Below are 21,542 nucleotides of genomic sequence, written 5' to 3' on the forward strand. Positions count from 1 at the left end.
GCCGGGCTCACGCCGAATCCGGCTCGTCGTCGTCGAGGGGTACCTCGTGGCTCTGCTCCCAGACGTCGGCCTCGTCGGCCTCGGTCGACGGTGCGGGGATCTCCGGCGCCGCGCCGGCGTCGGTCGTCGGCTGCTTCTGCTCCTCGGCATCCGATACGGGAACCTCAGGGCCGTGCTCGCGCTCGATCTCAGACATGCCTGTCTCCTCTCGTTCCTGCGGTCGGGCAACCATCTCATGCCAGCGTGCGGTTCCGGCGGGCGCGGATGCAACCCCCGCGACGCGGCGAGTGCCGGTTGACGGCGAGGATGCCGGTGCTGCATGCTGTCATACATCTGACAGCTGCCCGACTCGCTCGACGACGAGGAGATCCCATGGCGCCCACCGCCCCTCTGCCCGACCTGCCGGAGGCGTCACGACCCGACCTGGGCCTCCTCGCGGCCCGAGTGGCCAAGAGCGGGCGCGTCTTCGTCGTCCTCGACGACGACCCGACCGGGACGCAGTCCGTCGCCGATCTGCCCGTCCTCGGGGCGTGGGATGTCGCCGACCTCGCCTGGGCGCTGTCATCGGGGGCGCCCGCGGTATACGTGCTGACCAATTCGCGCAGCCTCGCGCCGGCCGACGCCGAGCGCATCAACCGCGAGGTCGTGCGCGCGGCTCTCGCGGCGGCCGAGACCGCCGGCGTCCGCGTCGATTTCGTCAGCCGCAGCGACTCGACGCTCCGCGGGCATTTCCCTCTCGAACCGGACACGATCGCCCACGAGATCGCCCGGTCGGGCTCGCCTGCGCCGACGAACGTCGTCGTGGTGCCCGCCTTCCCGGATGCCGGACGCGTCACGGTGCGCGGTGTGCACGGCATCCTGTCGGACGAGGGCTTCACCCCGATCGGCGAGACGGAGTTCGCCCGCGACTCCACGTTCGGCTTCCGCTCGTCGCGGCTTGCGGACTGGGTGGCGGAGAAGACCGACGGCGCGATCGCCGCCGCCGATGTCGTCGAGGTGACCGTCGACCACCTCCGCGCGGGAGTCGCCGCGGTCGCCGCCGTGCTGCGCGCCGCACCGGCTGGTGCGCCGATCGTCGTCGACGCCGTCGTGGAGGAGGACCTCGTGGAGCTGGCCCTCGGGCTCGAAGCGGTCGAGGCGGAGGGCCGCTCGTTCGTCTACCGGGTGGGGCCGCCGTTCGTACGCGCGCGCATCGGTCAGCGACGGCGGCCGCCCGTCGATGTCGCCGAGCTCGGCGTCGATCGCGCGGCGCGCGGCGGGCTGGTCGTCGTGGGGTCGCACGTCGGCCTGACGAGCCGTCAGCTCGCGGACCTCGTTCGTCACCGTCCCCTCGAAGCCGTCGTCGAGCTCGACGTGCCGCGGCTGCTCGATCCCGCGCAGCGCGCCGCCGAGCTCGATCGAGCCGGGGCGACCATCGCGACGGCTCTGCTGCGCGGCGACGTCGTGCTCCATACGAGCCGGACCCTCGTGCGAACCGACGACCCCGACGAGAGCCTCGACATCTCGCGCCGCGTCTCGGAAGCCGTCGTCGAGGTCGTCCGCGGGGTCGTCGCGGGGGTCACGCCCCGCTTCGTCATCGCGAAGGGCGGCATCACCTCGTCCGACGTGGCCACGCGGGGGCTCGAGATCCGCCGAGCCCGCGTGCGCGGCTCGCTCTTCCCCGGGATCGTGTCGGTCTGGGAGGCCGCCGACGGCCCGGCATCCGGAATCCCCTACATCGTCTTCGCCGGGAACGTCGGCGACGACGGTTCGCTGACCGCCGCGGTCGAACGGCTCTCCCTGACCCCGGCACATCCCGCTCGAGACCGAGGAGAACCGCAGGAATGAACGAGAACCCGAGCGTCGCCGTCCTGGGACTGGGGGCGATGGGCCTGCCGATGGCCGAGCGTCTCGCAGAGACCTTCACCGTCCGCGGCTTCGACATCGCCCCCGCCCGGCTCGGGCTGGCCGCCGAGTCCGGGATCGCCCCTGCTGGTTCCGCCGCCGAGGCCGCCACGGGCGCGCAGGTCGTCCTGGTGGCGGTGCGTGACTCCGCGCAGCTCGCGGATGTCCTGTTCGGGGATGCCGGCATCGCCGACTCTCTCGCGGAGGGGGCGGTCGTCGTCCTCACGAGCACCGTCGGAACCGAGGGCGTCGCGGATGTCGCGGTCTCGCTCGCGCAACGGGGCATCGGTCTCGTCGACGCCCCGCTGAGCGGTGGTCCGGCCCGGGCGAGGGAGGGCGATCTGCTGATCGTCGTCGGGGCGCACCCCGCCGCCCTCGCCGTCGCGAGGCCCGTCCTGGAGGTGCTCGCGTCGACCCTCACGATCGTCGGGGAGCGGGCGGGTGATGGTCAGGCGCTGAAGACCGTCAACCAGCTGCTGTGCGGCGTGCACATCGCGGCCGCCGCCGAAGCGCTCGCGCTCGCCGACCGGCTCGGGCTCGACCTTGACCGGACGCTGGAGGCGCTGCAGGCGGGCGCCGCGGCGTCGTTCATGCTCGGAAACCGCGGCCCGCGCATGCTGCAGGCCTGGGACGACGAGGGCGCCGAGGTGCTGAGCCGCCTCGACATCTTCGTTAAGGACATGGGTATCGTCGGGGCCGCGACGCGGCGCGCGGGCCTCCCGGCGCCGCTGGCGGCGGCCGCCGAGCAGAGCTACCTGCTCGCGCAGGCCCAGGGCCTGGGTGAGAGCGACGACTCCTCCGTGATCCGCATCTCCGCCCCCGCGCGCCGCACCTGAGCTCCGATCTTGCGGATTCCTTGAGGTTGCTCGGTAGGCGCGTTGCGCATTCCTTGCGGTGCGTCGCCGAAGATCGAAGAACACCCGGCCACGGGGACGCTGCCCGAACGGCGTCACCGGGCCGGGTTCTCTCGTTGAGGGCTTTTCGCGGAACGCGCAAGTGCCTCGGCTTCTCGGGACGGTCGGCATAGCGTCGAGGCATGACCGACCAGAGCATCCCCACTCCCGACGAGCCGACTTTCCCGGCGCCCGCCGAACCGACCGTCCCCGTACCCACGGAACCGACCGCGCCGGCGCCCGGTGAGCCGTCGGCCCCGACCCCGCCCGCCTCGGCCGCGTCTGCAGCCGACAATCTCGGCAGCGCCGACACCCCGGACAGCGCCGACACGCTGGGCGGAACCGACGGCGGTGGCCAGGGGTCGCCCGTGAAGGATCCCGAGAACTGGGTCACCGGCGACGAGCCCATGACGGGGCCGCAGCGGAGCTACCTCGACACCCTCGCTCGCGAGGCCGGCGAGGAACTCCCCGGCAACCTCACCAAGGCCGAGGCCTCGGAGCAGATCGACCGTCTGCAGGACGCGACCGGCCGCGGCGAGTGACTACGACCCGGCCGCCGTGTCCCGCGGCGGCCGGGACGATCGCACACGGAACCACAGGCTCAGCTCTCGGGCGGCGCGCAACGTCGCACTCGGGTCGTCCGAGCCCTCGAGGTCGTCGAAGGTGTCGCGGAACCCCGCGGGGGCGTCGCCGGTCGTCTCCGCGATCGGCTGATAGCCCATCGTCCACTCGCGGAACTCGCGCTGGGCGATGGGTTGCTCGATGAGCACCCGCATGTCGAAGTGACGTGGGTCCCGGTCGATCGTGGCGAGGAGCTCGCGCACCGTCCGCTCGGGGCCCTCGAGCACCTGGACGAACCGGCCGCCGCGGTACAGCAGCATCCCGGTCAGGTCTCGCGCCGCGTTCGATGCGCGGCTCTGCGCCAGGAGCTCGGCGAGATCGTCGTCGCCGAACGGGGTGCGTGCGTTGCTGGTGTAGAGGACCGACAGCAGGTCGTCGGAGGTCGAGGTCATCGGATCTCCCGGAGTTCGATGGGCGGCGTCTCGTCGGGGGTGTCGGGGGTCGCGCGGGCAGCGAGCGCGCGCATGGCCGCGGTCAGCTCGACGAAGGCCCCGGCGCAGGCGGACCGGGAGTCGTAGGCGAGATACCGCCCGTCGGGCTGGCGGTCGATGTAGCCGACGAACTCGCCGGTGCGGCTCCCGACGTGGAAGCCGTCCTCGACGCGGGCCCAGACGATTCCGGTTCCGGTCATCGGGCGGCCTGCGCGCGGGGCACCCATACGAGAGTGCCGGCGGCGATGAACGTCGCTGCGCCGATGACGTGGGCGGCCAGCCAGACCGGCTGGTCGAGCGAGAACGGATACACCGGGTTCCACAGCACCGCGATCGCCGCCATCGGGACGGCCCACCACCACTGTCGCGCCTGGATCGCGAACCACGCGATGATCAAAGCCAGGATCGCCGCGATGAACGAGATCACGATCGCGAACTCCCCGCCGATGAGCGGGATGCCGGCCACGAGGGCGGCGGCCCCCAGGATGCCGGGTGCGAGCGCGTTGCGCTGCCGCTGCGGCGGCTCGACGGGGCGGGAGGATCTGGATGCCATGCGGACGTTTCTCTCGGGACGGATGCCGCGGCGCTGCGCGACCGTTCGATCGTACGAGTTCAGCGTGCGGCGACGGCGGCGCTTGACGCGGCGGTCGAATCGGCCATGGGTGTGCCGGAGCCGGTCATGACCGGGACCGGGTCGGAGAGGAGGGCGGCGAACGCGGTCTCGGCGGCGCCCACGAGGAGCCGGTCATCGCCCAGCTCCGCCGTGCGCATGAGCGGTGCGTGGCCGGAGATCGTCTGTCGCGCGACCGCCTCGGCGAACGCGTCGACGTCGCTCTCGACGAGCGGGGCGAGGAAGCCGCCGAGCACGACCACGGCCGGATCGAGGACGTTGACCGCGCTCGCGACGGCGGAGGCGAGGATGCGGCGCTGCCGCTGCACCTCGGCTCGGGCGGCGGGGTTCGCGGCGCCGTGGACGGCCGCGCGCAGCTCGGCGCCGTCCGCGCCGGGGAGCCCCAGCGAGGCGATCAGGCGGTGCTGGCTGACCTCGTCCTCGAGTGCGGCGTGCTCGCCGGAGCGGCGGTCGGCAGCGTCCTCGACGATCGCGGGATTGTGTCCGAACTCGCCGGCGAGACCGCGTGCGCCCCCGACCAGGGCGCCTCCGACGACGAGCCCGCCGCCGATGCCGCTCGCGCCGCCGTTGAGATAGATCACGTCCGCGACACCTCGCGCGGCGCCGAAGAGGTACTCGGCGTGCGCGCCGTAGGACGCGTCGTTGCCGACGGTCGTCGGGGTTCCCGTCGCGGCCGACACGAGGTCGGCGAGCGGCGCGTCCGTCCAGCGCAGGTGCGGGGCATGCACGACGAGGCCCGCGGCCGGCTCGACGAGACCGGGGACGGCGACGCCGATCCCGATGACCGTCGTCGTGGCGAGCGGCCCCGAGCGCCATTCCTCGATGGTCTCCGCGACGAGCGAGGCGAGCTCCTGCGGCGTGATGAGGCTGGTCGTGACGGCGCGCCGACGGGCGTGCACGCGGCGGTCGAGTCCGACCGCCGCGAGTGTCACGGCGTCGACCTCGGGGTTCACGGCGACGGCGACGACGTCGGGGCGCGCGGTGATGACGGGGGAGGGGCGGCCGATGCGTCCCTCGGCGGCGCCGGCGGTCTCGGTGACGAGGCCGAGGCGAGCGAGCTCCGCCGTGAGCGCGCCGATGGTCGAGCGGTTGAGTCCCAGCTCGGCGGTGAGGGCGGCGCGCGAGATCGGGCCGTCGCGATGCACGGCGACGAGCATCCGGGCGAGATTCACACGCCGGACGAGTTCGGCGGTTCCCGGCGCGACACTCACGGGATCAGCCTACGAGAACACAGTTTGTTGACGTAATAGACAAACTGACTTACGCTGAGGTCGCAGCAATCGAAGCGAAGGAGCACGCATGCGCACCCCGACCCCGGCCGACAAGTTCACGTTCGGCCTCTGGACCATCGGCTACAACGGCACCGACCCGTTCGGCGGTCCGACCCGGCCGCCCCTCGACGTCGTCCACGCGGTCGAGAAGCTCGCCGAGCTCGGGGCCGCGGGACTGACGTTCCACGACGACGACCTCTTCGCGTTCGGATCGAGTGAGAGCGAGCGCCAGACGCAGATCGACCGCCTCAAGGGCGCGCTCGCCGACACCGGGCTGACCGTGCCGATGGTGACCACCAACCTCTTCAGCGCGCCGGTCTTCAAGGACGGCGGGTTCACCTCGAACGACCGCGCGGTGCGGCGCTTCGCGATCCGCAAGGCGCTGCGTCAGATCGACCTGGGCGCCGAGCTCGGCGCCGAGACCTTCGTCATGTGGGGCGGCCGCGAGGGCGCCGAGTACGACTCCGCGAAGGACGTCCGTCAGGCGCTGGAGCGCTACCGCGAGGCGGTGAACTTCCTCGGCGACTACGTCGTCGAGAAGGGGTACAACCTGCGTTTCGCGATCGAGCCGAAGCCGAACGAGCCGCGCGGCGACATCCTGCTTCCGACCGTCGGTCACGCCCTCGCCTTCATCGAGTCGCTCGAGCGCCCCGAGCTCGTCGGACTGAACCCCGAGGTCGGGCACGAGCAGATGGCGGGCCTGAACTTCGCGGCCGGCATCGCACAGGCCCTGTACCACGGCAAGCTCTTCCACATCGACCTCAACGGCCAGCGCGGCATCAAGTACGACCAGGACCTCGTGTTCGGACACGGCGACCTGCACAACGCCTTCGCGCTCGTCGACCTGCTCGAGAACGGCGGCCCGAACGGCGGACCGGCCTATGACGGCCCCCGCCACTTCGACTACAAGCCGAGCCGCACCGAGGACGAGACCGGCGTCTGGGACTCCGCCGCCGCGAACATGCGCACCTACCTGCTGCTCAAGGAGCGGGCCGCGGCGTTCCGCGCCGACCCGGAGGTGCAGGAGGCGCTCGAGGCGGCCCGCGTTCCCGAGCTCGCCCAGCCGACGTTCGGCGAGGGGGAGAGCTACGACGACTTCGTCGGCGACCGCTCCGCCTACGAGGACTTCGACGCCGACGCGTACCTCGGGGGCAAGGGCTTCGGATTCGTCCGTCTGCAGCAGCTCGCGACCGAGCACCTGCTCGGCGCACGCTGACGCCGGCGCCGCGAGAAGCCCCGTAACGCGAGAGAAGAGGATGCCGGCATGACGCTGGTCATGGGTGTCGACTCGTCGACCCAATCGTGCAAGGTCGTGATCGTCGATGCCGACACCGGTCGGGTCGTCCGGGAGGGGCGCGCGCCCCACCCGGACGGCACGAGCGTCGACCCCGAGTCGTGGTGGACCGCACTGCAGGCGGCGATCGAGCTGGCGGGCGGGATGGCGGACGTCGCGGCCTGGTCGATCGGCGGGCAGCAGCACGGCCTCGTCGCGCTCGACGAGCGGGGGGCCGTCGTGCGCGACGCGCTGCTGTGGAACGACACGAGATCGGCGCAGGCGGCATCCGATCTCGTCGCCGAATACGGCGCCGACCGGCTCGCCGAGCGCACCGGGCTCGTGCCCGTCGCCTCGTTCACCATCAGCAAGCTGCGGTGGCTGCGCGACCACGAGCCGGAGAACGCCGCACGCACGGCGGCCGTGGCTCTGCCGCACGACTGGCTGACCTGGCGCCTGCGCGGCTTCGGCCCGGTCGCCGACCCTGCGGCCGGGGCCGCCGCTCTGGCCGAGCTCGTCACGGATCGCTCCGACGCCTCGGGGACCGGCTACTGGAGCGCTGTCACGGGCGAGTACGACCGCGAGCTGCTCGTGTCCGCTCTCGGGCACGATGCCGTGGTTCCGCGGGTCCTCGCCGCCGACGAGTGGGTGGAGGACCGGGACGGCCGCCGAGTCGCGGCGGGCGCCGGCGACAACGCGGCATCCGCTCTCGGCGTCGGCGCGGGCGTCGGCGACGTCGTCGTCTCGATCGGCACGTCGGGCACGGTCTTCGCCGTGAGCGAGACGCCCGCGGTCGACGCGACCGGGACCGTGGCGGGCTTCGCGTCAGCCGACGGGCATCACCTGCCGCTCGTGTGCACGCTCAATGCCGCACGGGTGCTCGATGTCGTCGCCGCTCTGCTGGGGGTCGACCACGACGGCCTGTCGCGCCTCGCGCTGTCGGCCGAGCCCGGGGCGGGAGGGCTGACGCTCGTGCCGTACTTCGAGGGCGAACGCACGCCCAATCTGCCGGACGCGACGGCCTCGCTGACCGGGATGACGCTCGCCTCGACCACGCGCGAGAACCTCGCCCGTGGCGCGGTCGAGGGGATGCTGGCAGGTCTCGGTGCCGGGCTCGACGCGCTGCGCGACCAGGGCGTGCCGCTGCGGCGCGTGCTGCTGGTCGGCGGGGGAGCGCGATCGGCCGCCGTGCAGCAGATCGCCCCCGCGGTGTTCGGTCTCGACGTCGAGGTGCCCGCGCCGGGCGAGTACGTCGCGCTCGGCGCGGCTGAGCAGGCCCGCCGCGTCGCCGCGGCGGGTGCCCGTTAGATCGCCTCAGACGTGGTCGCGCCAGGAGTGCTTCGGCTCGTAGCCCAGAAGCCTGCGCGCCTTCTCGGTGGAGAAGAGCGACTCGTTCGTTCCGAGGTCACCGCGGATCTCGACGTCGGGGAACACCTCGGCCACGAGCTCCGAGTTCGGGCGTGACATGACGGTGTCGGCGGCGGCGATGAGGAACCGGTCGAAGCCCGTCGGCGCGTTCTCGAGCGCACGCAGAACCGCTTGGGCGCCGTCGCGCGCGTCGATATAGCTCCACACGTTCCACTTGCGGCGCATCGGGTCGGCGTCGAACGAGGGGAACTCGGCGTAGTCCTCGGGCACCATGACGTTCGAGAATCGCAGCGCCGTGATCGACAGTCCGGGGTGCCAGCGTACGAGCTCGATCGCGAGCTGCTCCTCGAGATGCTTCACGAGCGAGTACACCGACTCGGGGCGGGCGGGGTACTCCTCGTCGACGGGGATGTACGGCGGCGGCACATCGAAGGGCAGCCCCTGCACCGTCTCGCTCGAGGCGTAGACGATCCGGTCGATGCCGAGCCGGGTCGCGGCGTGGAAGACGTTGAAGGTCGCGGCCATGTTGTTGTGGAACGTCGCGATGTCGGGCCGGACGCCGGGCGCGGGGACGGCGCCGAGGTGCACGATCGCGTCGACGCCGTCGTGGCGGTCGCCGACCGAGCCGAAAGCGTCGACGACCTGGCCGTAGTCGGTCAGGTCGATCTGCACGAACGCGGGGCCGCGCCTGCCGATCACGTCGAAGCCGATGACCTCGTGGCCTGCCGCCGTGAGCTCACGAGCGACGACCGTGCCGAGTTTTCCCGATGATCCCGTCAGTGCGATCCGCATGAGAACAGCGTCGCACACGGCGGTGCCACCGGGGGCGGCTAGGCTCGTTCCTCATGGCTGCCGGGGCGACGATCCACACGTTCGATGCGACGCTCGCCGACGTCGACCGCGGCGTGTACGAGTCGTTCGCCCTGCGCGTCGCGCGGCATCCCTCCGAGACCGACGCCTTCATGCTGACCCGGTTGCTGGCGTACTGCCTCGAGTACGAGGAGGGCATCGACTTCACCGAGGGCATCGCCGCGAAGGACGAGCCCGCCGTGCTCGTGCGCGACCTGACGGGATCGATCGTCGCCTGGATCGAGGTGGGGGCGCCGGATGCCGCGCGCCTGCACCTCGGCAGCAAGCAGGCCGATCGCGTCGCCGTCTACACGCAGCGCAATCCCGGTCCGATCGTGGCCGCGTGGGCGGGGAAGAAGATCCACCGCGTCTCGGAGATCACCCTCCACAGCTTCGAGCCGGGTTTCATCGACACCCTCGTCTCGGCGCTCGACCGCCGCAACACCGTGACGGTCTCGGTCACCGAGCGCCACCTCTACGTCGAGCTCAACGGCGTCACCGCCGAGTCCGACGTCATCACTCAGCCCGCGGGCTGACTCGCCGCTTCGCCGGGCGCCTCCGGTGCGGCGGAGGACGCCGGCGCCTCCGACACGAAGACGTCGACGCCGGCATCCGTCAGCACGAACTGCAGCCCGGTGCCGAGGGAATATCGCTCGAGGAGCTCGTCGGGCTGATCCTCCCAGACGACGAAAGAGACGGCCGCGGGGAACGCGCCGGCGGAGCAGCCTTGGTAGAACGCCCCGCTGCGCGAGCCGTCACCGGATGTCTCATCGTCGATGCGCGCGACGGAGAGGCAGACGTTGTCGTTTCCCCGCCAGGTGTCGGTGGAGCGGAACACCGACAGGCCGAGGAACTTCTCGAACGACCCCGGCTCGACCCCGCCACTGTACGGCCGCATGAATGCGGGGATCTCCTCGCCCGTGGGCAGCAGCGTGGTGACGTGGGAGATTCTCGCATCCGGCGGCAACGCGGTCGCGGTCGATGCGCTGCGGGCCGTCGCGAACGCGGTGATCCCCACCGAGAGGGCGGCCACCGCGACGAGCGAACCGGCCCACAAGAGGATCGAGCGCAGCGGCCGCGCGCGGCGCGCCGTCGGTTCCGCGACGCCATCCCCCGGCTCGTCATGCCGCGGCTCGTCGGATCGGGCCGTTGGCAGGTCCGTGAGCGTGTCGATCGTCGACGGACGCACGGGCTCCGGATCGGGCTCGCGTGCGTGCGTGCGCGGTATCCGTTCCGCGCGTTCGCGCTGTTCGAGCTCCGTCAGTCGAGCCAGCGCAGCGGGATCGTCGGCGATGTCACCGCCCGGCGCGTAGGCGCGGAGGCGGAGCGCGCGGAGCTCGGCGGCCACACCCTCGTCCATCCCTGCATCGTGGCACATCCCGACATCGGTGGGGGCCTCGGCCGTTGGCCTCGGCCGTTGTCAAGCGTTCAGCGCATCCCGAGCAGATGCCGCTATTTTTGTGCGATGACGCATCGAGCCTCGAAGGCCTCCGACTCCGACAGTCCCGGCGCCCGGGTGACCCCGGGCGCGTCCCGTCTCGCGAGCGAGGTCCGCCGGTGAACGGCGACCTGCTCCTCAACATCGTCCTCGTCGTCGTCTTCGTGCTGATCGGTGGTGTGTTCGCCGCCACCGAGATGGCCCTCGTCACGTTGCGCGAGAGCCAGGTCAACGCGCTCGCCCTCCGCGGCAAACGGGGCGAGAAGGTGGCCGCGCTCGCGCGGAACCCCAACACGTTCCTCTCCGCCGTGCAGATCGGTGTGACGGTCGCGGGCTTCGCCTCGGCGGCGTACGGCGCCTCGTCGATCGCGCCCTCGCTCGCCCCGCTGCTGGTGTCGTGGGGGCTGTCCGATGCCGCCGCGATGACCGTGGCGACGATCGTGCTGACCCTGATCATCGCCTACCTCTCGCTCGTGCTCGGCGAGCTGGTGCCCAAGCGCCTCGCGATCCAGCGCAACGCCGCCTTCGCGTACGGTGTCGCTCCGGTGCTCAACGGCTTCGCGAAGCTCATGCGCCCGGTGATCTGGCTGCTCTCGCTCTCGACCAACCTGCTCGTGCGGCTGCTGGGGGGCGACCCGAACAAGACCGGCGAGGAGCTCAGCGACGAGGAGCTCCGCGACATCGTGTCGAGTCACGAGGGCCTTCCCGAGGACGAGCGGCGCATCCTCGACGACGTGCTGTCGCTGCGCGACCGTCAGCTGAGCGAGGTGATGCGTCCGCGACCCGAAGTGGTGTCGCTGCCGGGCGGCGAGACCGTCGGCGCGGCCGCCGCGCTCGTTCGCGATCTGCCGTACTCGCGGTACCCGATCATCGATCAGACCATCGACGATGTGGCCGGATTCGTCCACGTGCGCGACGTCCTGGATGCCGCGGGCACCGACGACACGCAGTCCCTCCAGTCGATCGTGCGACCGATCCGCTACTTTCCCTCGACCGCGCGGCTGCTGCCGACCCTCACGTCGATGCGCGCCGAGGGCAGCCAGATCGCGGTCGTCGTCGACGAGTACGGCGGCACCGACGGCATCGTCACCCTCGAGGACCTCGTCGAGGAGGTCGTCGGCGAGATCGTCGACGAATACGACACCGAGGCGATGCCGCATCCGCTCGCCGGCGACGGCGGACCGGTGGACGGGCGGCTGAACCTGCAGGATTTCGAGGAGGCCACCGGCATCTCGATCCCGCGCGGGACGTCCGACACCGTGGCCGGCTTCGTGATCGAGCAGCTCGGGCGCCTCGCACGGGTCGGCGATCGCATCGAGGTCGACGGCGCGACGATCGAGGTGACGCGACTGGACCGTCGTCGCATCGCGGAGCTGCACGTCGCGCGCGCGTCGAAGGAGGGCCCCGCGGTCGCATCGCCCGAAGAGTAAACTGGCGGTCGGCGTGTCGGGAAGTCTGGTCGACAAGGCCGGTGTCGAACGCCGGCGAAGGACGAGAGGTCTCCCCGCATGTACGACGCTTTGCCCCGCCGAGCCCGCCTGCGCCGCTGGCTGTCCCGTGAGACGACGGGCGGCGCGCTGCTCCTCGCGGCCGCGGCCCTCGCGCTGATCTGGGCGAACTCGCCCCTCGCCGCCTCCTACACCGCGTTGTCGGAGTTCACGATCGGGCCCGCGGCGCTGCACCTCGACCTCTCGCTGTCGACGTGGGCCGCGGACGGCCTGCTCGCGCTGTTCTTCTTCGTCGTGGGCGTCGAGCTCAAGCACGAGTTCGTCGCGGGCAGTCTCCGCCGCCCGCGCGAGGCGGCGGTGCCGGTGCTGGCGGCGGTGGGCGGGATGCTGCTGCCCGCGATCCTCTTCACCGCCGTGATCCTCGTCACGGGCGACACCGAGGCGCTGCGCGGGTGGGCGATCCCGACCGCGACCGACATCGCGTTCGCACTCGCGGTGCTGGCGATCTTCGGGCGCGGTCTCCCGCCGGGGCTGCGTACGTTCCTGCTGACCCTCGCCGTCGTCGACGATCTGCTCGCGATCCTGATCATCGCGATCTTCTACACCGCGACGATCCACATCGTTGCGCTCGCGGTGGCGCTCGCGACCGCGGCGGTGTTCGCCGTCGTCGTCCGGCAGCGATGGGCCCGGTGGTGGATGCTGCTGCCGCTCGGGCTCGTCGTCTGGGGCTTCCTCCACGCCTCCGGCGTCCATGCCACGATCGCGGGGGTGCTGCTCGGGTTCGCCGTCCCCGCCCGGCCGGTGCACGGCGAGAGCGTGGCGCGCACCGACACGTACGATGACCTCGTGCGTCCCTTCTCCTCGGGTATCGCTCTCCCCGTGTTCGCGTTCTTCGCGGCCGGGGTCAGCGTGGTCGGGACCAGCGATCCGCTCGCGGTCGTCGCGCAGCCCGTCGTGCTCGCGATCATCGTCGGCCTGGTCGTCGGCAAGGCGGCCGGCGTGCTGGGGACCACCGCGCTCGTCACCCGGACGACGCCGCTCCGGCTGCCGGACGGCGTCGGGATGCGCGATCTTCTGCCCATCGGGCTGCTCTGCGGGATCGGGTTCACGGTGTCGCTGCTCATCACGGGGTTGTCCTTCGCCGACGGCGTCCACACCGACGGCGCCCGGCTCGGCGTGCTCCTGGGAACGCTGCTGTCCGCCGCGGGAGCCGCCGTGCTGCTCAGCCGGAGTGCTCGACGCGCCCGGGCGGCCGCCGCGGACGCGCCCGCCGCGCACACCATCGATGGCGACGGACCTGCGCTGGGGTACGACCGCGACGAGTGACCGACGGCGCAGACGTTCGTGTTCCGGATCATCCCGTCTCATGGATGGGCGAGCGCGTCAATCCCTCGGCGTGCGACGTGCGCGAGGCCCCGCCCGCGTCTTAGGATGCCGAGGTGCCCGATGTCCCGACGCCCACGCATTACTGGTACCCGTCGGACTCGGACGATCCGGGGACTCCTCGCGAGCGCGGCATCGCCGTGCTCCAGGCGTTCCGGCTCTATCGCGCCGCGGAAGCTGCCATGCGCCGCCGCACGCGGGATTCCATGTCGATGGGCGAGAACGAGCTGCTCGTGCTCCGCTATCTCATCAAGGCGCACGGCGAGGGGCGTCTCGTCGGGCCGACCGAGCTCTCCCGCTACCTCGGCATCTCGACGGCCTCGACGACGGCGCTGATCGACCGGCTGCAGAAGTCCGGCCACGTCACCCGTCAGGCCCACCCCAGCGACCGGCGCAGCGTCCATGTGGTCGCCACGGAGAAGTCGGACGAAGAGGTGCGCGAGACCCTCGGGCGGATGCACGAGCGCATGATCGCCGCCGTCGACGGCATGTCGGCAGAGGAGGCGCGCATCGTCATCGCGTGTCTCGGGCGCCTGCAGCAGGCCGTCGACGAGGTCGACGCCCACGCGCCCGATCCGCGCGCCGTTCAGGCCCGCAGCGACCGCGCCTGACAGGTAGCTAGTCACCGGAGAAAGCCCGCGAATTGACATTCGTCAAGCGGGGAACCGCGTGACACCATGAGAACATGTGTTCCCTTCCGGTGACCCCGACCGAGGAGCGCTTCACCATCGAGGGCCAGGTGGTGACGTCGTTCTCGGGCGTCGTCTCGCGCCTGGCCGCCGCGCATCCGTCCCTCGCCGTCGTCGACGTCGAGCGGGTCGTGCTGCGCGAGTGGGAGGCGTTCAGCGCCAGCCGTCCAGTGGTGGTTCCGATCGGCGTCGAAGAGGGTGCCGCCGAGATGCTTGCAGTCGAGACCTCGGCTCAGATCGACGGCTGACGGCCCCGCGCCCACGGTCCGTCGTTTATCGGACCGTCTGTTGCGCGTTAGGCTCACTGCGTGGGCCGATTCATCTACGACACGCTGGGGAACTCCGTCGAGATCGACGACCGGACTCTGGCGCACCTGCGCATCGTCATCATGAACAAGCTGCGCCGTTCCGAGCCGTTCATGTTCGACATCGATCTGCCCCGCGGGGGTGAGCGTCGCAGCTACTGGATCCACCCGTCCGTGCCGCTGCAGTTCCACTTCTCGGGCAGCAGGCAGCCGCGCATCAACCGCCACTGGGTCGAAGAGCTCATGCAGGTCGCCAGCGGCCCGGCAGGCCTGACGATCGTCCCCGAGCCGGCCGAGGACGGCGCGCCCGAAGTCGGCTGAGCGGCGTTGCCCGCTCTGCGCTGCGACCGGTCAGGATGCGGCGTCGTTGCCCGTCGGGGCGACCGTGTCGGGGTCGTCGACGTGCTCGGTGACCACCATGATGCCGCCGGACGAGTTCGCGGAGTTCGCCATCTCCTCGACCCACTCGCGGCTGAGCGTCGTCGGCTCGGGGTCGTCGAAGGCGAACCGGAGTGGGATCGAGGGGTGCAGCCAGATCGTGCTGCGTCCCGTGGGCTCGCCGTCGGGGTGTCGCCATGAGAGCGTGAAGCTCTCGCCGCGACGCAGCTTGGTGGCGATGACCACCTTGAGGTGCGCCAGCGTGCGGTCTTCGATGTGGATCGGCGATGCGCCGTCTCCGTAATAGATGGTGCCCACGAGCACCACATTAAACGTCCGCGGGACGAAGCCCAATCTCATTGTCAAGGGCTCGACGCTCCGTGGATCGCGGATGAAAGTGGAAGCCGATGATGATCGATCCGCGCCCCGATGACGAGCTCGAGCCCAAGCCCACCGGCTCGCTCGACGAGGACGTGTTCGCGGATCTGCCGGCTTTCGATGTCGTCGATGGTGAACTGATGCCGCGCGCTCCGAAGCGCGGTCGGTGACAATGGCGGGATGACGGCGAACGGGGCGCATACCGACGGCGGTGCGGGCGACGAGTTCGACGCGGCGGCCGCTGAATTGCTGGTCGTGGCGCCCGCCGACTTCGTCGCCGCCCGCAACGCTCGCGCGACGGAGGCGCCCGGGGCGCTCGGCACGCGCATCCGCGGGTTGCGCAAGCCGACGGTGGCGGCGTGGGCGGTCAACCTGCTGAGCCGCGACCCGTCCTTCCGTGAGGCGCTCGAACTCTCCGGGGCGCTGCGTGAGGCGCAAGACGACCTCGACGCGGCTGAGCTCGCCCGACTCGGCAAGCAGCGACGCGCCCTGGTCGCGGCGCTCGCGCGCCGCTCCGCCGACCTGGCTGAGGAGGCCGGTGTCGCGCTGTCGGCGGCGGCGCGCGACGAGGTGGAGCGCACCGTCAACGCGGCCATCGTCGATGCCGTCGCGGGCGCGGTGGTGGGAGCGGGCCGGCTCGTGCGCACCCTCGAGCCGGGGTCGCTCGACTCCGAGACGCTGGCTGACCGCGTCGCGGGTTCGATTCCCGGTGTTGCCGAGGCGCCCGCGAGGCCGCGAGACGATCTCGCCGAACGGCGCGCGCGACGTGAGGCGGAGAAGCGCCGGCGCGAGGCGCAGCGCGAGGCGAGCGAAGCAGGCCGGGCGCTGGCCCGCGCGGAGGAACGCCGGTCGAGCGCGCGGGAACGGGCTGACCGGCTGCACGAGCGGGCCGAAGAGCTTCGGCGGGACCTCGCACGGGTGTCCGAGGACGCCGAGCGGGCCGATGCCGCGGTCGACGACCTCGACGACGCCGTCGCGTCGGCGCGCGAGTCACTGGCGGCAGCGGAGCGCAAGGTGCGCGCGGCTGACGGCGACGGTCAATAGCATCGAGGGGTGCCGGAAGCTGCGACCGAACTCATCGCCGACGCCCGTCGTCGGCTGATCGGAGTTCCCCGGGAACGACTTGGGGTCCGCAGCGAGGGGCGGCGTCTGCTCGGCTTCGGCCGCGCCGCCCGCATCCTGCCGGTCGGGGATGCGTGGCATCTCGGGGTCCTGCTCATCGCCGATGATGAGGTGTTCGCGACAGGGGAGCTGCTGCGAGCCCGAGCCGAGGCGATCCGCGGCTACACCGCCGAAGCGCAGCGGGCTCGGTCCGAGCGTGCGGCAGCGGCGTTCCGCGGTGGTTTCGCCGAAGGCGAGCCGGTGCACCTGGACTGGTCCCCGATCGATCTCGACGTCGTCGATGCCGGCGGGGCTTCGGGGCCGCTCGCGCGCAGCCACGACGGGGTCGTCACCGTTGCGTTCGCGGCGGGAGCCCGCATGCCGCTGGCTCCGTACCTCGACGACCGGATCGCGCTGCTGCCCTGACGCGGTCGCGGCCGGGCAGCAGCGCGGTGACGGGCCTCAGTCGTCCGACGCGCCTCCCGTCGCGCGCAGGCGCTGCGCTTCGGCGCGCTCCTCGGACTCCTGCTTCCGCGTCTTCTCGATGCGGGTGGTGTCGCGAGGCGGCAGCTGGATGGTCTCCTCGGCGGGCATCCCCGCCTGCAGCTCGCGTCCGCGCTCGAGCTCGGCGTCGAACTCCGCGCCGAACAGGAGGGCGAGGTTCGTGATCCACAGCCACAGCAGGAACACGATCACGCCGGCGAACGACCCGTAGGTGCGCTCGTAGTTCGAGAAGTTCGCGACGTAGATGCCGAAGCCCGCGGTCGCGATGGCGAGCACGACGATCGCGATGACGGCGCCCGCACTGATCCAGCGGAACTTCGGCTGCTTCGCGTTGGGGCCGAAGTAGTAGAGCACGGCGACGAGCAGTACGACGATGAACGCGAGCACGGGCCACTTGGCGATCTGCCAGACGAGCACGGCGGTGCTGCCGAGTCCGATCGCGTCGCCGATCGCTTCGGCCACTGGCCCGGAGACGACGAGGAGGACGAGCGCGACGACGACGAGCGCGACCGCCAGAAGAGTGACGCCGAGCTGTTGCGGCTTCAGCTTGATGAAGGGGCGTCCCTCGTCGATCTCCCAGATCCGGTTCATGGCGCGACTGAATGCGCCGACGTAACCGGATGCCGACCAGAGCGCCAGGACGATACCGGAGATGAGGGCGAAGCCCGCCGCGGGAGAGGTGGCCATCTCTTCGATCGGGCCGCGCAGGGTGTCGGCGGCGCCGCCGGGAGCGACCTGGCCGACGATGTCGAGCACGGCGTCGGCGGCCTGCTGCCCCTGCCCGATGACGCCGAGGAGCGAGAACACCGCGAGAAGACCCGGGAACGCCGACAGCACGGCGTAGTAGGTGAGCCCGGCGGCGAGGTCGGGGCACTGATCGCGGCTGAACTCGCGGACCGTTCGCTTCAGCACGTGCTTCCACGAAGGCTTCTCGACGTCGGTGATGGAATCGGGCTTCGCGGGGTGCTCGGGGTCGAGTCCGGCGGTTCTCTGGTTGCTCATGTCTCCTCCTGGGGTCGTGCGCGCTGCGGGATGGTCAGCGGTGCGGGAACGCGACCGTGCACCGGGTCGGCGGCGGATGCCGTCCCGGTGCACGGTTCGTGCAGCGCTCGCGCCGCGGTGGGTGTCAGCTGCCGCTGACGTTGTCGCGAGCCTCCTGGGCGCGACCGGTGACGTTGTCGACCCCGTCCTGAGCGTCGCTCTTGACGTGGGAGACCGCCTCGGTCGCGGTGTCCTTGACGGCTGCGGCGGCATCCTGCACCGGCTCCTTCAGGTCGGAGCCGACCTGCTGGGCGACGCTCTTGGCTTCTTCGACCAGGGGCTGGGCCTGCTCCTTGACGTCGGCTGCGATGCCCTTCTCCTTCGTGGATGCCGGGATGAGCGAGGCGACGAGCAGGCCGCCTGCGAACGCCATCAGGCCGACGGCGAGGGGGTTGCCCTCGGCCTTGGCACCCACCTTGTGCGCGGCGTCCGACACGCCTCCGGCGACCGAGGAACCCGCGTCGTGAAGCGACGAGCCGGCGTCGTCGGCCGCACCCATCACGCGGTCGCGCACGGACCCGAGGGCGCCCTTGATCTTGTCGGTCTGGCGGTGGGCGATCTTCGAGGGCGTCACCTTGTCGACGAGAGCGTCGGTGTCTTGGCTCAGCTCGCGACGCTTGCGCTCGATGTCAGCGCGGATCGCTTCCGGTGAATCGGTCATCGGTTCTCCTCATTTCTCTTCAATGCGTCGGGGATCTTGCCCAGGGTTTCGGCCGTCTGCGGGGCGCCCTGGACCCTCGCGAGCTGCTTGCGCCCGAGGGCGTACAGGACAGCCGCGATGATGCCCCAGACGACGGCGACGATCACGGCCGACCAGCCGAGGCCGACGAGGTGGCCGAGGGCCCACCAGAGCGCGATCGAGAGGAAGAAGATCGCCATGAGCGCCGCGTATCCCGCGCCGCCCAGCATCCCGGCTCCCTTGCCCGCTCGTGTTCCCGACTCCTTCAGCTCGGCCTTGGCCAGGTTGATCTCCTGTCGCATCAGCTCCGACAGGTCGCGCGTCACCTCGCCCAGCAGATCGCCGAGCGACGTGGTGGCCGCCTGCTGCTCGGAGGGCGTGGGGTTATCGGTCATCTCGGGTCTCCCCGATGCCCTCGGTGTACGGCTCGTCGGCCGTGCGGCCGACGGAGCTGTCGTACAGCGGCGTGGGCTCTGCGGCATCCGGTGCGGAGCCGATCGGGTCGTCGAGCGGAGCCCCGACCGGGGCGTGCGACGGTGCCGACGGTGCGGCCGGAATGCCGGTGGCGGCGGCGCCCGGCGTGCCGATCGGCGCGTCGAGCGGCGCGTTCACCGGTGCGGGCGACGGCGCCGAGGGCGCGGCGGGCACGCCGCCGGACGCCGTGCCGGTGCCGGAGTCGTGCTCTTCCTTCGCGCCCTCGGCGAGAGCGCGAGTGAGGCGGCCGGCGACGACGCCTGCGATCAACGCGCCCGCGATGAAGACGCCCGGCTTGCGGCGCGCGAAGCTCTTCACCTCGCTGACCAGCGACCCCGGGTCGCGCTGCGAGAGCCAGTCGGATGCGCCGCTCACGCGGCTCGACACCTGACGCACGAGGTCGGTGGCGATGCCGGGGTTCTCGGAGTTCTGGGCCAGCGAGTCCAGCTCATCTCCGATCGAGCGCAGCCCGTCGGCGACGCGCTGCTGCTGCGACGCGGCCTGTTCGGTGAGCTGCTGTTTCGTCTGCGTGTACACCTGCTTCGCCTGAGACTTCGCCTCTGACGCGACGCCCGCCGCTTCCTGTTTGGCCGTCTCGACGACGTGACCGGCCTCGGCCTTCGCGGTGCCCGCGACCTCTCCGGCTTCGTGCTTCGCCGTCTCCGCCGTGCCCGACCCTGATCCTGCCTGCGAGCCGGACGTCGGCTCACCATAGTTCTGCGACATCGGTTCTCCTCTCGGTACCGCTTGCGTTCGTGGGGTGCCGATGTAACGCCTCACCCCCGCGTCTTGCCCCGGGGCTTGACGACGGCGAAGCGCTGTGGGATGGTCGCGCCTTCTGTACCGACGCTGCGCGAGACGGATCCGAATCCGGGCGCGTTTTGGCACGCGCGCCCGCGCAGCCAGGAGGAGCACGCCGTCGTCGCTCCCCGCTCACCCCGGCCCGCCACCGTGGATCAGAACGGTGGGCGCCCCAGATCGGGTGGGTCTGTGGTGGTGAAGGCGACGAGGGGTGGTGGTGCGTCGTCGCGGTAGATCCGTCCGGTGGGTGAGGTCCAGACGAGCCTTCCGCCGGGGAGCTGTCTTACTCGCCAGCGGGTGTGGTGTTTGACGTCGTGGTGTCGTTTGCAGAGGTTGGCGAGGTTGCACACGTGCGTCGCACCGCCGTCAGAGGCGGCGATGGTGTGGTCGAGTTCGCATCGGATGGCGGGTTGTCGGCATCCGGGGAATCGGCAGTGCCGGTCGCGGGCCCGCAGCAGTCGCACCATGGCGGCGGTGGGCCGGTAGGTGTCGCACTCCAGCACGGTCCCGGTGACCGGGTGGGTGAGGAGCCGGTCCCACGAGGTGGCGTTGCCCGCCAGCTCCCGTGCGGTTGCTGCGTCGACGGGGGAGCGGCCAGCGAGGTCGGCCGGCCCGTCGTCTTGCCCCATGAGTGTCAGTGCGGATACGGCGACCTGCACGTGCGCGCGGATCGCTCCGAGTGTTCCGTCGCCGTCTCCGGTCGCGGTGGGGTCGAGGGCGGGTGTGCCGGCGAGGAGGAGGTCACTGAGCACGTCGGCGCGGACCTGGTCGATCGTTCGGGCATCGTCGACGAACGACGACCCGTCGCAAATCGTCGCATCGGCATCGCGACCGCCACCGTTGGCGTCGGCTCGCGCGCCAAGCGCGTCGGCTCGAGCGCCAGCGCCGCTCGCATCAACGCCCGCCGCGTCGGCCTGCTGCCGCACGTTGATGATCTCCCGCGCCTGACGGGTCAGCCGATCCACGATCCCGTCGGCGATGACGGTCGGCAGGGTCGCGATCAGGTCCGACATCCCATCCGCGCCTGCCTGCACCCGCACGCACCGCCCCGCCGCGGCCTCTTCATGCCGCTCCGTGAAACTCCGCGGGTGCATCCGCTCGGCGATCATCCGCAACGCGTCGCGCACCCGGTTGGGTGTCTCGCCCTCACACCGCTCGATCGCGACCCGTTCGAACTCCGCCCGCTCCTCCGCAGGCACCAGGCATCCCGTCTCCTGGATGACCCGCACATGCCCGCGGACTATCCGCCCCACCTCCCACGCCGCCATCGTCACCGGATAGTTCTCCACCAGGTCTCGCGCCTCATCGATGCGGCGCTGCACGGTCCGGTCGGTCGCCACGAACACCCCAGCCAGCTCCGCGGCGATTCCGCGCAGCGCCATCTCCCGCGCCTTGACCTTCTCCGACGACCCGGCGGCCTGCTTCTCCGCGAGAACCCCAGCGGCGGCGAGCACCCGAACCTCCTGAATCTGCACCGCGCGCGCGGCATCCGAGACCCCCTCGGCATCCGCGACCAGCATCGCGAGCGTATCGACGTCAGCGTCGCTGCTCATTCCGCTGCTGAGGCCGCCGAGCCCGTCATTCGAACACATGTTCGAATGCTGTCACGAACGTCAGACATTGCCGCACGACGTTCCACAGGTGCCGCAACCCCTCCATCGACGCCTCCCGAGCACGGCACCGACGTCCGAGCGCAGCAGGG

At 71.3% G+C, this 21,542-nt stretch carries 27 protein-coding genes; 14 read left to right on the forward strand and 13 right to left on the reverse strand.

The features are described 5' to 3' along the window. Positions 1-7: 7 nt before the first annotated feature. Positions 8-196: a hypothetical protein gene (locus C3481_RS13240; protein WP_103842752.1), complete on the reverse strand. Its 189-nt coding sequence runs from the start codon at positions 194-196 to the stop codon at positions 8-10. A gap of 176 nt (positions 197-372) precedes the next feature. Here C3481_RS13240 and C3481_RS13245 point away from each other — a divergent pair, with 176 nt between their 5' ends. The 3 genes from C3481_RS13245 (at position 373) to C3481_RS16810 (ending at position 3,319) form a co-directional block, all read left to right on the forward strand. Continuing rightward, positions 373-1,827, forward strand: coding sequence for a four-carbon acid sugar kinase family protein (locus tag C3481_RS13245; protein WP_103842755.1), 1,455 nt, complete (start codon positions 373-375; stop codon positions 1,825-1,827). Beyond that, a complete protein-coding gene (locus C3481_RS13250) occupies positions 1,824-2,720 on the forward strand; it encodes an NAD(P)-dependent oxidoreductase (protein WP_103842757.1) in 897 nt (298 codons plus the stop codon). Before C3481_RS13245 ends, C3481_RS13250 begins: the two co-directional genes overlap by 4 nt. Positions 2,721-3,109: 389 nt before the next feature. Beyond that, positions 3,110-3,319: a DUF3072 domain-containing protein gene (locus C3481_RS16810; RefSeq protein ID WP_036305609.1), complete on the forward strand. Its 210-nt coding sequence runs from the start codon at positions 3,110-3,112 to the stop codon at positions 3,317-3,319. On the opposite strand, the gene C3481_RS13260 is transcribed toward C3481_RS16810, so the two are convergent. The 4 genes from C3481_RS13260 to C3481_RS13275 are packed head-to-tail and all read right to left on the reverse strand — an operon-like array spanning position 3,320 to position 5,671. Continuing rightward, a complete protein-coding gene (locus tag C3481_RS13260; RefSeq protein ID WP_023953875.1) occupies positions 3,320-3,790 on the reverse strand; it encodes a BLUF domain-containing protein in 471 nt (156 codons plus the stop codon). Beyond that, on the reverse strand, positions 3,787-4,029 hold the full coding sequence (locus C3481_RS13265) for a hypothetical protein (RefSeq protein WP_023953876.1): 243 nt from the start codon (positions 4,027-4,029) through the stop codon (positions 3,787-3,789). The genes C3481_RS13260 and C3481_RS13265 overlap by 4 nt, the downstream gene beginning before the upstream one ends. Continuing rightward, entirely contained in the window at positions 4,026-4,382 is a 357-nt protein-coding gene (locus tag C3481_RS13270) for a DUF6804 family protein (protein ID WP_023953879.1), read from the reverse strand. The genes C3481_RS13265 and C3481_RS13270 overlap by 4 nt, the downstream gene beginning before the upstream one ends. Before the next feature lie 59 nt (positions 4,383-4,441). After that, positions 4,442-5,671: an ROK family transcriptional regulator gene (locus tag C3481_RS13275; RefSeq protein ID WP_258039125.1), complete on the reverse strand. Its 1,230-nt coding sequence runs from the start codon at positions 5,669-5,671 to the stop codon at positions 4,442-4,444. Between the two features lie 88 nt (positions 5,672-5,759). Here C3481_RS13275 and xylA point away from each other — a divergent pair, with 88 nt between their 5' ends. Both xylA and xylB read left to right on the forward strand, forming a co-directional pair. Next, a complete protein-coding gene (gene xylA / locus C3481_RS13280; protein WP_023953882.1) occupies positions 5,760-6,947 on the forward strand; it encodes a xylose isomerase in 1,188 nt (395 codons plus the stop codon). A 48-nt stretch (positions 6,948-6,995) separates the two neighbouring features. Further along, on the forward strand, positions 6,996-8,312 hold the full coding sequence (gene xylB / locus C3481_RS13285) for a xylulokinase (RefSeq protein WP_181021933.1): 1,317 nt from the start codon (positions 6,996-6,998) through the stop codon (positions 8,310-8,312). Positions 8,313-8,318: 6 nt separating this feature from the next. On the opposite strand, the gene C3481_RS13290 is transcribed toward xylB, so the two are convergent. Continuing rightward, positions 8,319-9,164 carry an NAD(P)-dependent oxidoreductase gene (locus C3481_RS13290; RefSeq protein ID WP_103842798.1) on the reverse strand — a complete coding sequence of 282 codons (846 nt, stop codon included), beginning with the start codon at positions 9,162-9,164 and terminating at the stop codon, positions 8,319-8,321. 53 nt (positions 9,165-9,217) lie between these two features. Here C3481_RS13290 and C3481_RS13295 point away from each other — a divergent pair, with 53 nt between their 5' ends. Then, positions 9,218-9,757, forward strand: coding sequence for a YaeQ family protein (locus C3481_RS13295; RefSeq protein WP_023953888.1), 540 nt, complete (start codon positions 9,218-9,220; stop codon positions 9,755-9,757). Here C3481_RS13295 and C3481_RS13300 read toward each other — a convergent pair. Next, positions 9,742-10,581, reverse strand: a complete 840-nt coding sequence (locus tag C3481_RS13300) for a hypothetical protein (RefSeq protein WP_103842759.1) — start codon at positions 10,579-10,581, stop codon at positions 9,742-9,744. The genes C3481_RS13295 and C3481_RS13300 overlap by 16 nt on opposite strands. Before the next feature lie 197 nt (positions 10,582-10,778). Between C3481_RS13300 and C3481_RS13305 the strand changes: the two genes are divergently transcribed. The 5 genes from C3481_RS13305 (at position 10,779) to C3481_RS13325 (ending at position 14,805) form a co-directional block, all read left to right on the forward strand. Next, on the forward strand, positions 10,779-12,089 hold the full coding sequence (locus C3481_RS13305) for a hemolysin family protein (RefSeq protein WP_181021934.1): 1,311 nt from the start codon (positions 10,779-10,781) through the stop codon (positions 12,087-12,089). 78 nt (positions 12,090-12,167) lie between these two features. Beyond that, complete coding sequence (gene nhaA / locus C3481_RS13310) at positions 12,168-13,433, forward strand: Na+/H+ antiporter NhaA (RefSeq protein ID WP_071919018.1); 1,266 nt, start codon at positions 12,168-12,170, stop codon at positions 13,431-13,433. A 113-nt stretch (positions 13,434-13,546) separates the two neighbouring features. Then, entirely contained in the window at positions 13,547-14,101 is a 555-nt protein-coding gene (locus C3481_RS13315; protein WP_023953896.1) for a MarR family winged helix-turn-helix transcriptional regulator, read from the forward strand. A gap of 74 nt (positions 14,102-14,175) precedes the next feature. Beyond that, the gene (locus tag C3481_RS13320) at positions 14,176-14,427 is read left to right on the forward strand and encodes a hypothetical protein (RefSeq protein ID WP_146053655.1); all 252 of its coding nucleotides are present in this window, start codon (positions 14,176-14,178) and stop codon (positions 14,425-14,427) included. Positions 14,428-14,487: 60 nt separating this feature from the next. Continuing rightward, positions 14,488-14,805 (forward strand): hypothetical protein, encoded by a 318-nt coding sequence (locus C3481_RS13325; RefSeq protein ID WP_023953900.1) that lies wholly within the window; start codon positions 14,488-14,490, stop codon positions 14,803-14,805. 30 nt (positions 14,806-14,835) lie between these two features. Here C3481_RS13325 and C3481_RS13330 read toward each other — a convergent pair whose 3' ends face one another. Beyond that, positions 14,836-15,180, reverse strand: coding sequence for a hypothetical protein (locus C3481_RS13330; RefSeq protein WP_036305622.1), 345 nt, complete (start codon positions 15,178-15,180; stop codon positions 14,836-14,838). 89 nt (positions 15,181-15,269) lie between these two features. Between C3481_RS13330 and C3481_RS16555 the strand changes: the two genes are divergently transcribed. The 3 genes from C3481_RS16555 to C3481_RS13340 are packed head-to-tail and all read left to right on the forward strand — an operon-like array spanning position 15,270 to position 16,767. After that, the gene (locus C3481_RS16555; protein ID WP_023953904.1) at positions 15,270-15,410 is read left to right on the forward strand and encodes a hypothetical protein; all 141 of its coding nucleotides are present in this window, start codon (positions 15,270-15,272) and stop codon (positions 15,408-15,410) included. A gap of 10 nt (positions 15,411-15,420) precedes the next feature. Next, positions 15,421-16,284 carry a transposase gene (locus C3481_RS13335; RefSeq protein ID WP_103842765.1) on the forward strand — a complete coding sequence of 288 codons (864 nt, stop codon included), beginning with the start codon at positions 15,421-15,423 and terminating at the stop codon, positions 16,282-16,284. 9 nt (positions 16,285-16,293) lie between these two features. Then, a complete protein-coding gene (locus C3481_RS13340; protein ID WP_103842767.1) occupies positions 16,294-16,767 on the forward strand; it encodes a glutaminase in 474 nt (157 codons plus the stop codon). 36 nt (positions 16,768-16,803) lie between these two features. Here the strand turns inward: C3481_RS13340 and C3481_RS13345 are convergent, their stop codons facing one another. The 5 genes from C3481_RS13345 to C3481_RS13365 form a co-directional block, all read right to left on the reverse strand. Further along, positions 16,804-17,847, reverse strand: a complete 1,044-nt coding sequence (locus C3481_RS13345) for a YihY/virulence factor BrkB family protein (RefSeq protein WP_023953910.1) — start codon at positions 17,845-17,847, stop codon at positions 16,804-16,806. 124 nt (positions 17,848-17,971) lie between these two features. Then, positions 17,972-18,547: a DUF3618 domain-containing protein gene (locus C3481_RS13350; RefSeq protein WP_064955503.1), complete on the reverse strand. Its 576-nt coding sequence runs from the start codon at positions 18,545-18,547 to the stop codon at positions 17,972-17,974. After that, the gene (locus C3481_RS13355) at positions 18,544-18,960 is read right to left on the reverse strand and encodes a phage holin family protein (RefSeq protein WP_103842768.1); all 417 of its coding nucleotides are present in this window, start codon (positions 18,958-18,960) and stop codon (positions 18,544-18,546) included. Before C3481_RS13355 ends, C3481_RS13350 begins: the two co-directional genes overlap by 4 nt. Next, on the reverse strand, positions 18,950-19,765 hold the full coding sequence (locus tag C3481_RS13360) for a hypothetical protein (protein WP_103842770.1): 816 nt from the start codon (positions 19,763-19,765) through the stop codon (positions 18,950-18,952). The genes C3481_RS13355 and C3481_RS13360 overlap by 11 nt, the downstream gene beginning before the upstream one ends. Positions 19,766-19,995: 230 nt before the next feature. Then, positions 19,996-21,393 carry an HNH endonuclease signature motif containing protein gene (locus C3481_RS13365; protein ID WP_103842772.1) on the reverse strand — a complete coding sequence of 466 codons (1,398 nt, stop codon included), beginning with the start codon at positions 21,391-21,393 and terminating at the stop codon, positions 19,996-19,998. Positions 21,394-21,542 lie beyond the last annotated feature (149 nt).

Source organism: Microbacterium sp. Ru50 (genome assembly GCF_002920555.1).
Lineage (GTDB): Bacteria > Actinomycetota > Actinomycetes > Actinomycetales > Microbacteriaceae > Microbacterium > Microbacterium arborescens.

Bases quoted from the DNA above. Each gene is read 5' to 3' on its own strand.
- C3481_RS13300 (WP_103842759.1), bottom strand. From the start codon at position 10,581: ATGGACGAGGGTGTGGCCGCCGAGCTCCGCGCGCTCCGCCTCCGCGCC.
- C3481_RS13240 (WP_103842752.1), bottom strand. From the start codon at position 196: ATGTCTGAGATCGAGCGCGAGCACGGCCCTGAGGTTCCCGTATCGGAT.
- C3481_RS13250 (WP_103842757.1), top strand. From the start codon at position 1,824: ATGAACGAGAACCCGAGCGTCGCCGTCCTGGGACTGGGGGCGATGGGC.
- xylB (WP_181021933.1), top strand. From the start codon at position 6,996: ATGACGCTGGTCATGGGTGTCGACTCGTCGACCCAATCGTGCAAGGTC.
- C3481_RS13290 (WP_103842798.1), bottom strand. From the start codon at position 9,164: ATGCGGATCGCACTGACGGGATCATCGGGAAAACTCGGCACGGTCGTC.
- C3481_RS16555 (WP_023953904.1), top strand. From the start codon at position 15,270: ATGATGATCGATCCGCGCCCCGATGACGAGCTCGAGCCCAAGCCCACC.
- C3481_RS13365 (WP_103842772.1), bottom strand. From the start codon at position 21,393: ATGAGCAGCGACGCTGACGTCGATACGCTCGCGATGCTGGTCGCGGAT.
- nhaA (WP_071919018.1), top strand. From the start codon at position 12,168: ATGTACGACGCTTTGCCCCGCCGAGCCCGCCTGCGCCGCTGGCTGTCC.
- xylA (WP_023953882.1), top strand. From the start codon at position 5,760: ATGCGCACCCCGACCCCGGCCGACAAGTTCACGTTCGGCCTCTGGACC.
- C3481_RS13360 (WP_103842770.1), bottom strand. From the start codon at position 19,765: ATGTCGCAGAACTATGGTGAGCCGACGTCCGGCTCGCAGGCAGGATCA.
- C3481_RS13265 (WP_023953876.1), bottom strand. From the start codon at position 4,029: ATGACCGGAACCGGAATCGTCTGGGCCCGCGTCGAGGACGGCTTCCAC.
- C3481_RS13345 (WP_023953910.1), bottom strand. From the start codon at position 17,847: ATGAGCAACCAGAGAACCGCCGGACTCGACCCCGAGCACCCCGCGAAG.
- C3481_RS13320 (WP_146053655.1), top strand. From the start codon at position 14,176: ATGTGTTCCCTTCCGGTGACCCCGACCGAGGAGCGCTTCACCATCGAG.
- C3481_RS13245 (WP_103842755.1), top strand. From the start codon at position 373: ATGGCGCCCACCGCCCCTCTGCCCGACCTGCCGGAGGCGTCACGACCC.
- C3481_RS13355 (WP_103842768.1), bottom strand. From the start codon at position 18,960: ATGACCGATAACCCCACGCCCTCCGAGCAGCAGGCGGCCACCACGTCG.
- C3481_RS13350 (WP_064955503.1), bottom strand. From the start codon at position 18,547: ATGACCGATTCACCGGAAGCGATCCGCGCTGACATCGAGCGCAAGCGT.
- C3481_RS13295 (WP_023953888.1), top strand. From the start codon at position 9,218: ATGGCTGCCGGGGCGACGATCCACACGTTCGATGCGACGCTCGCCGAC.
- C3481_RS13260 (WP_023953875.1), bottom strand. From the start codon at position 3,790: ATGACCTCGACCTCCGACGACCTGCTGTCGGTCCTCTACACCAGCAAC.
- C3481_RS13270 (WP_023953879.1), bottom strand. From the start codon at position 4,382: ATGGCATCCAGATCCTCCCGCCCCGTCGAGCCGCCGCAGCGGCAGCGC.
- C3481_RS13335 (WP_103842765.1), top strand. From the start codon at position 15,421: ATGACGGCGAACGGGGCGCATACCGACGGCGGTGCGGGCGACGAGTTC.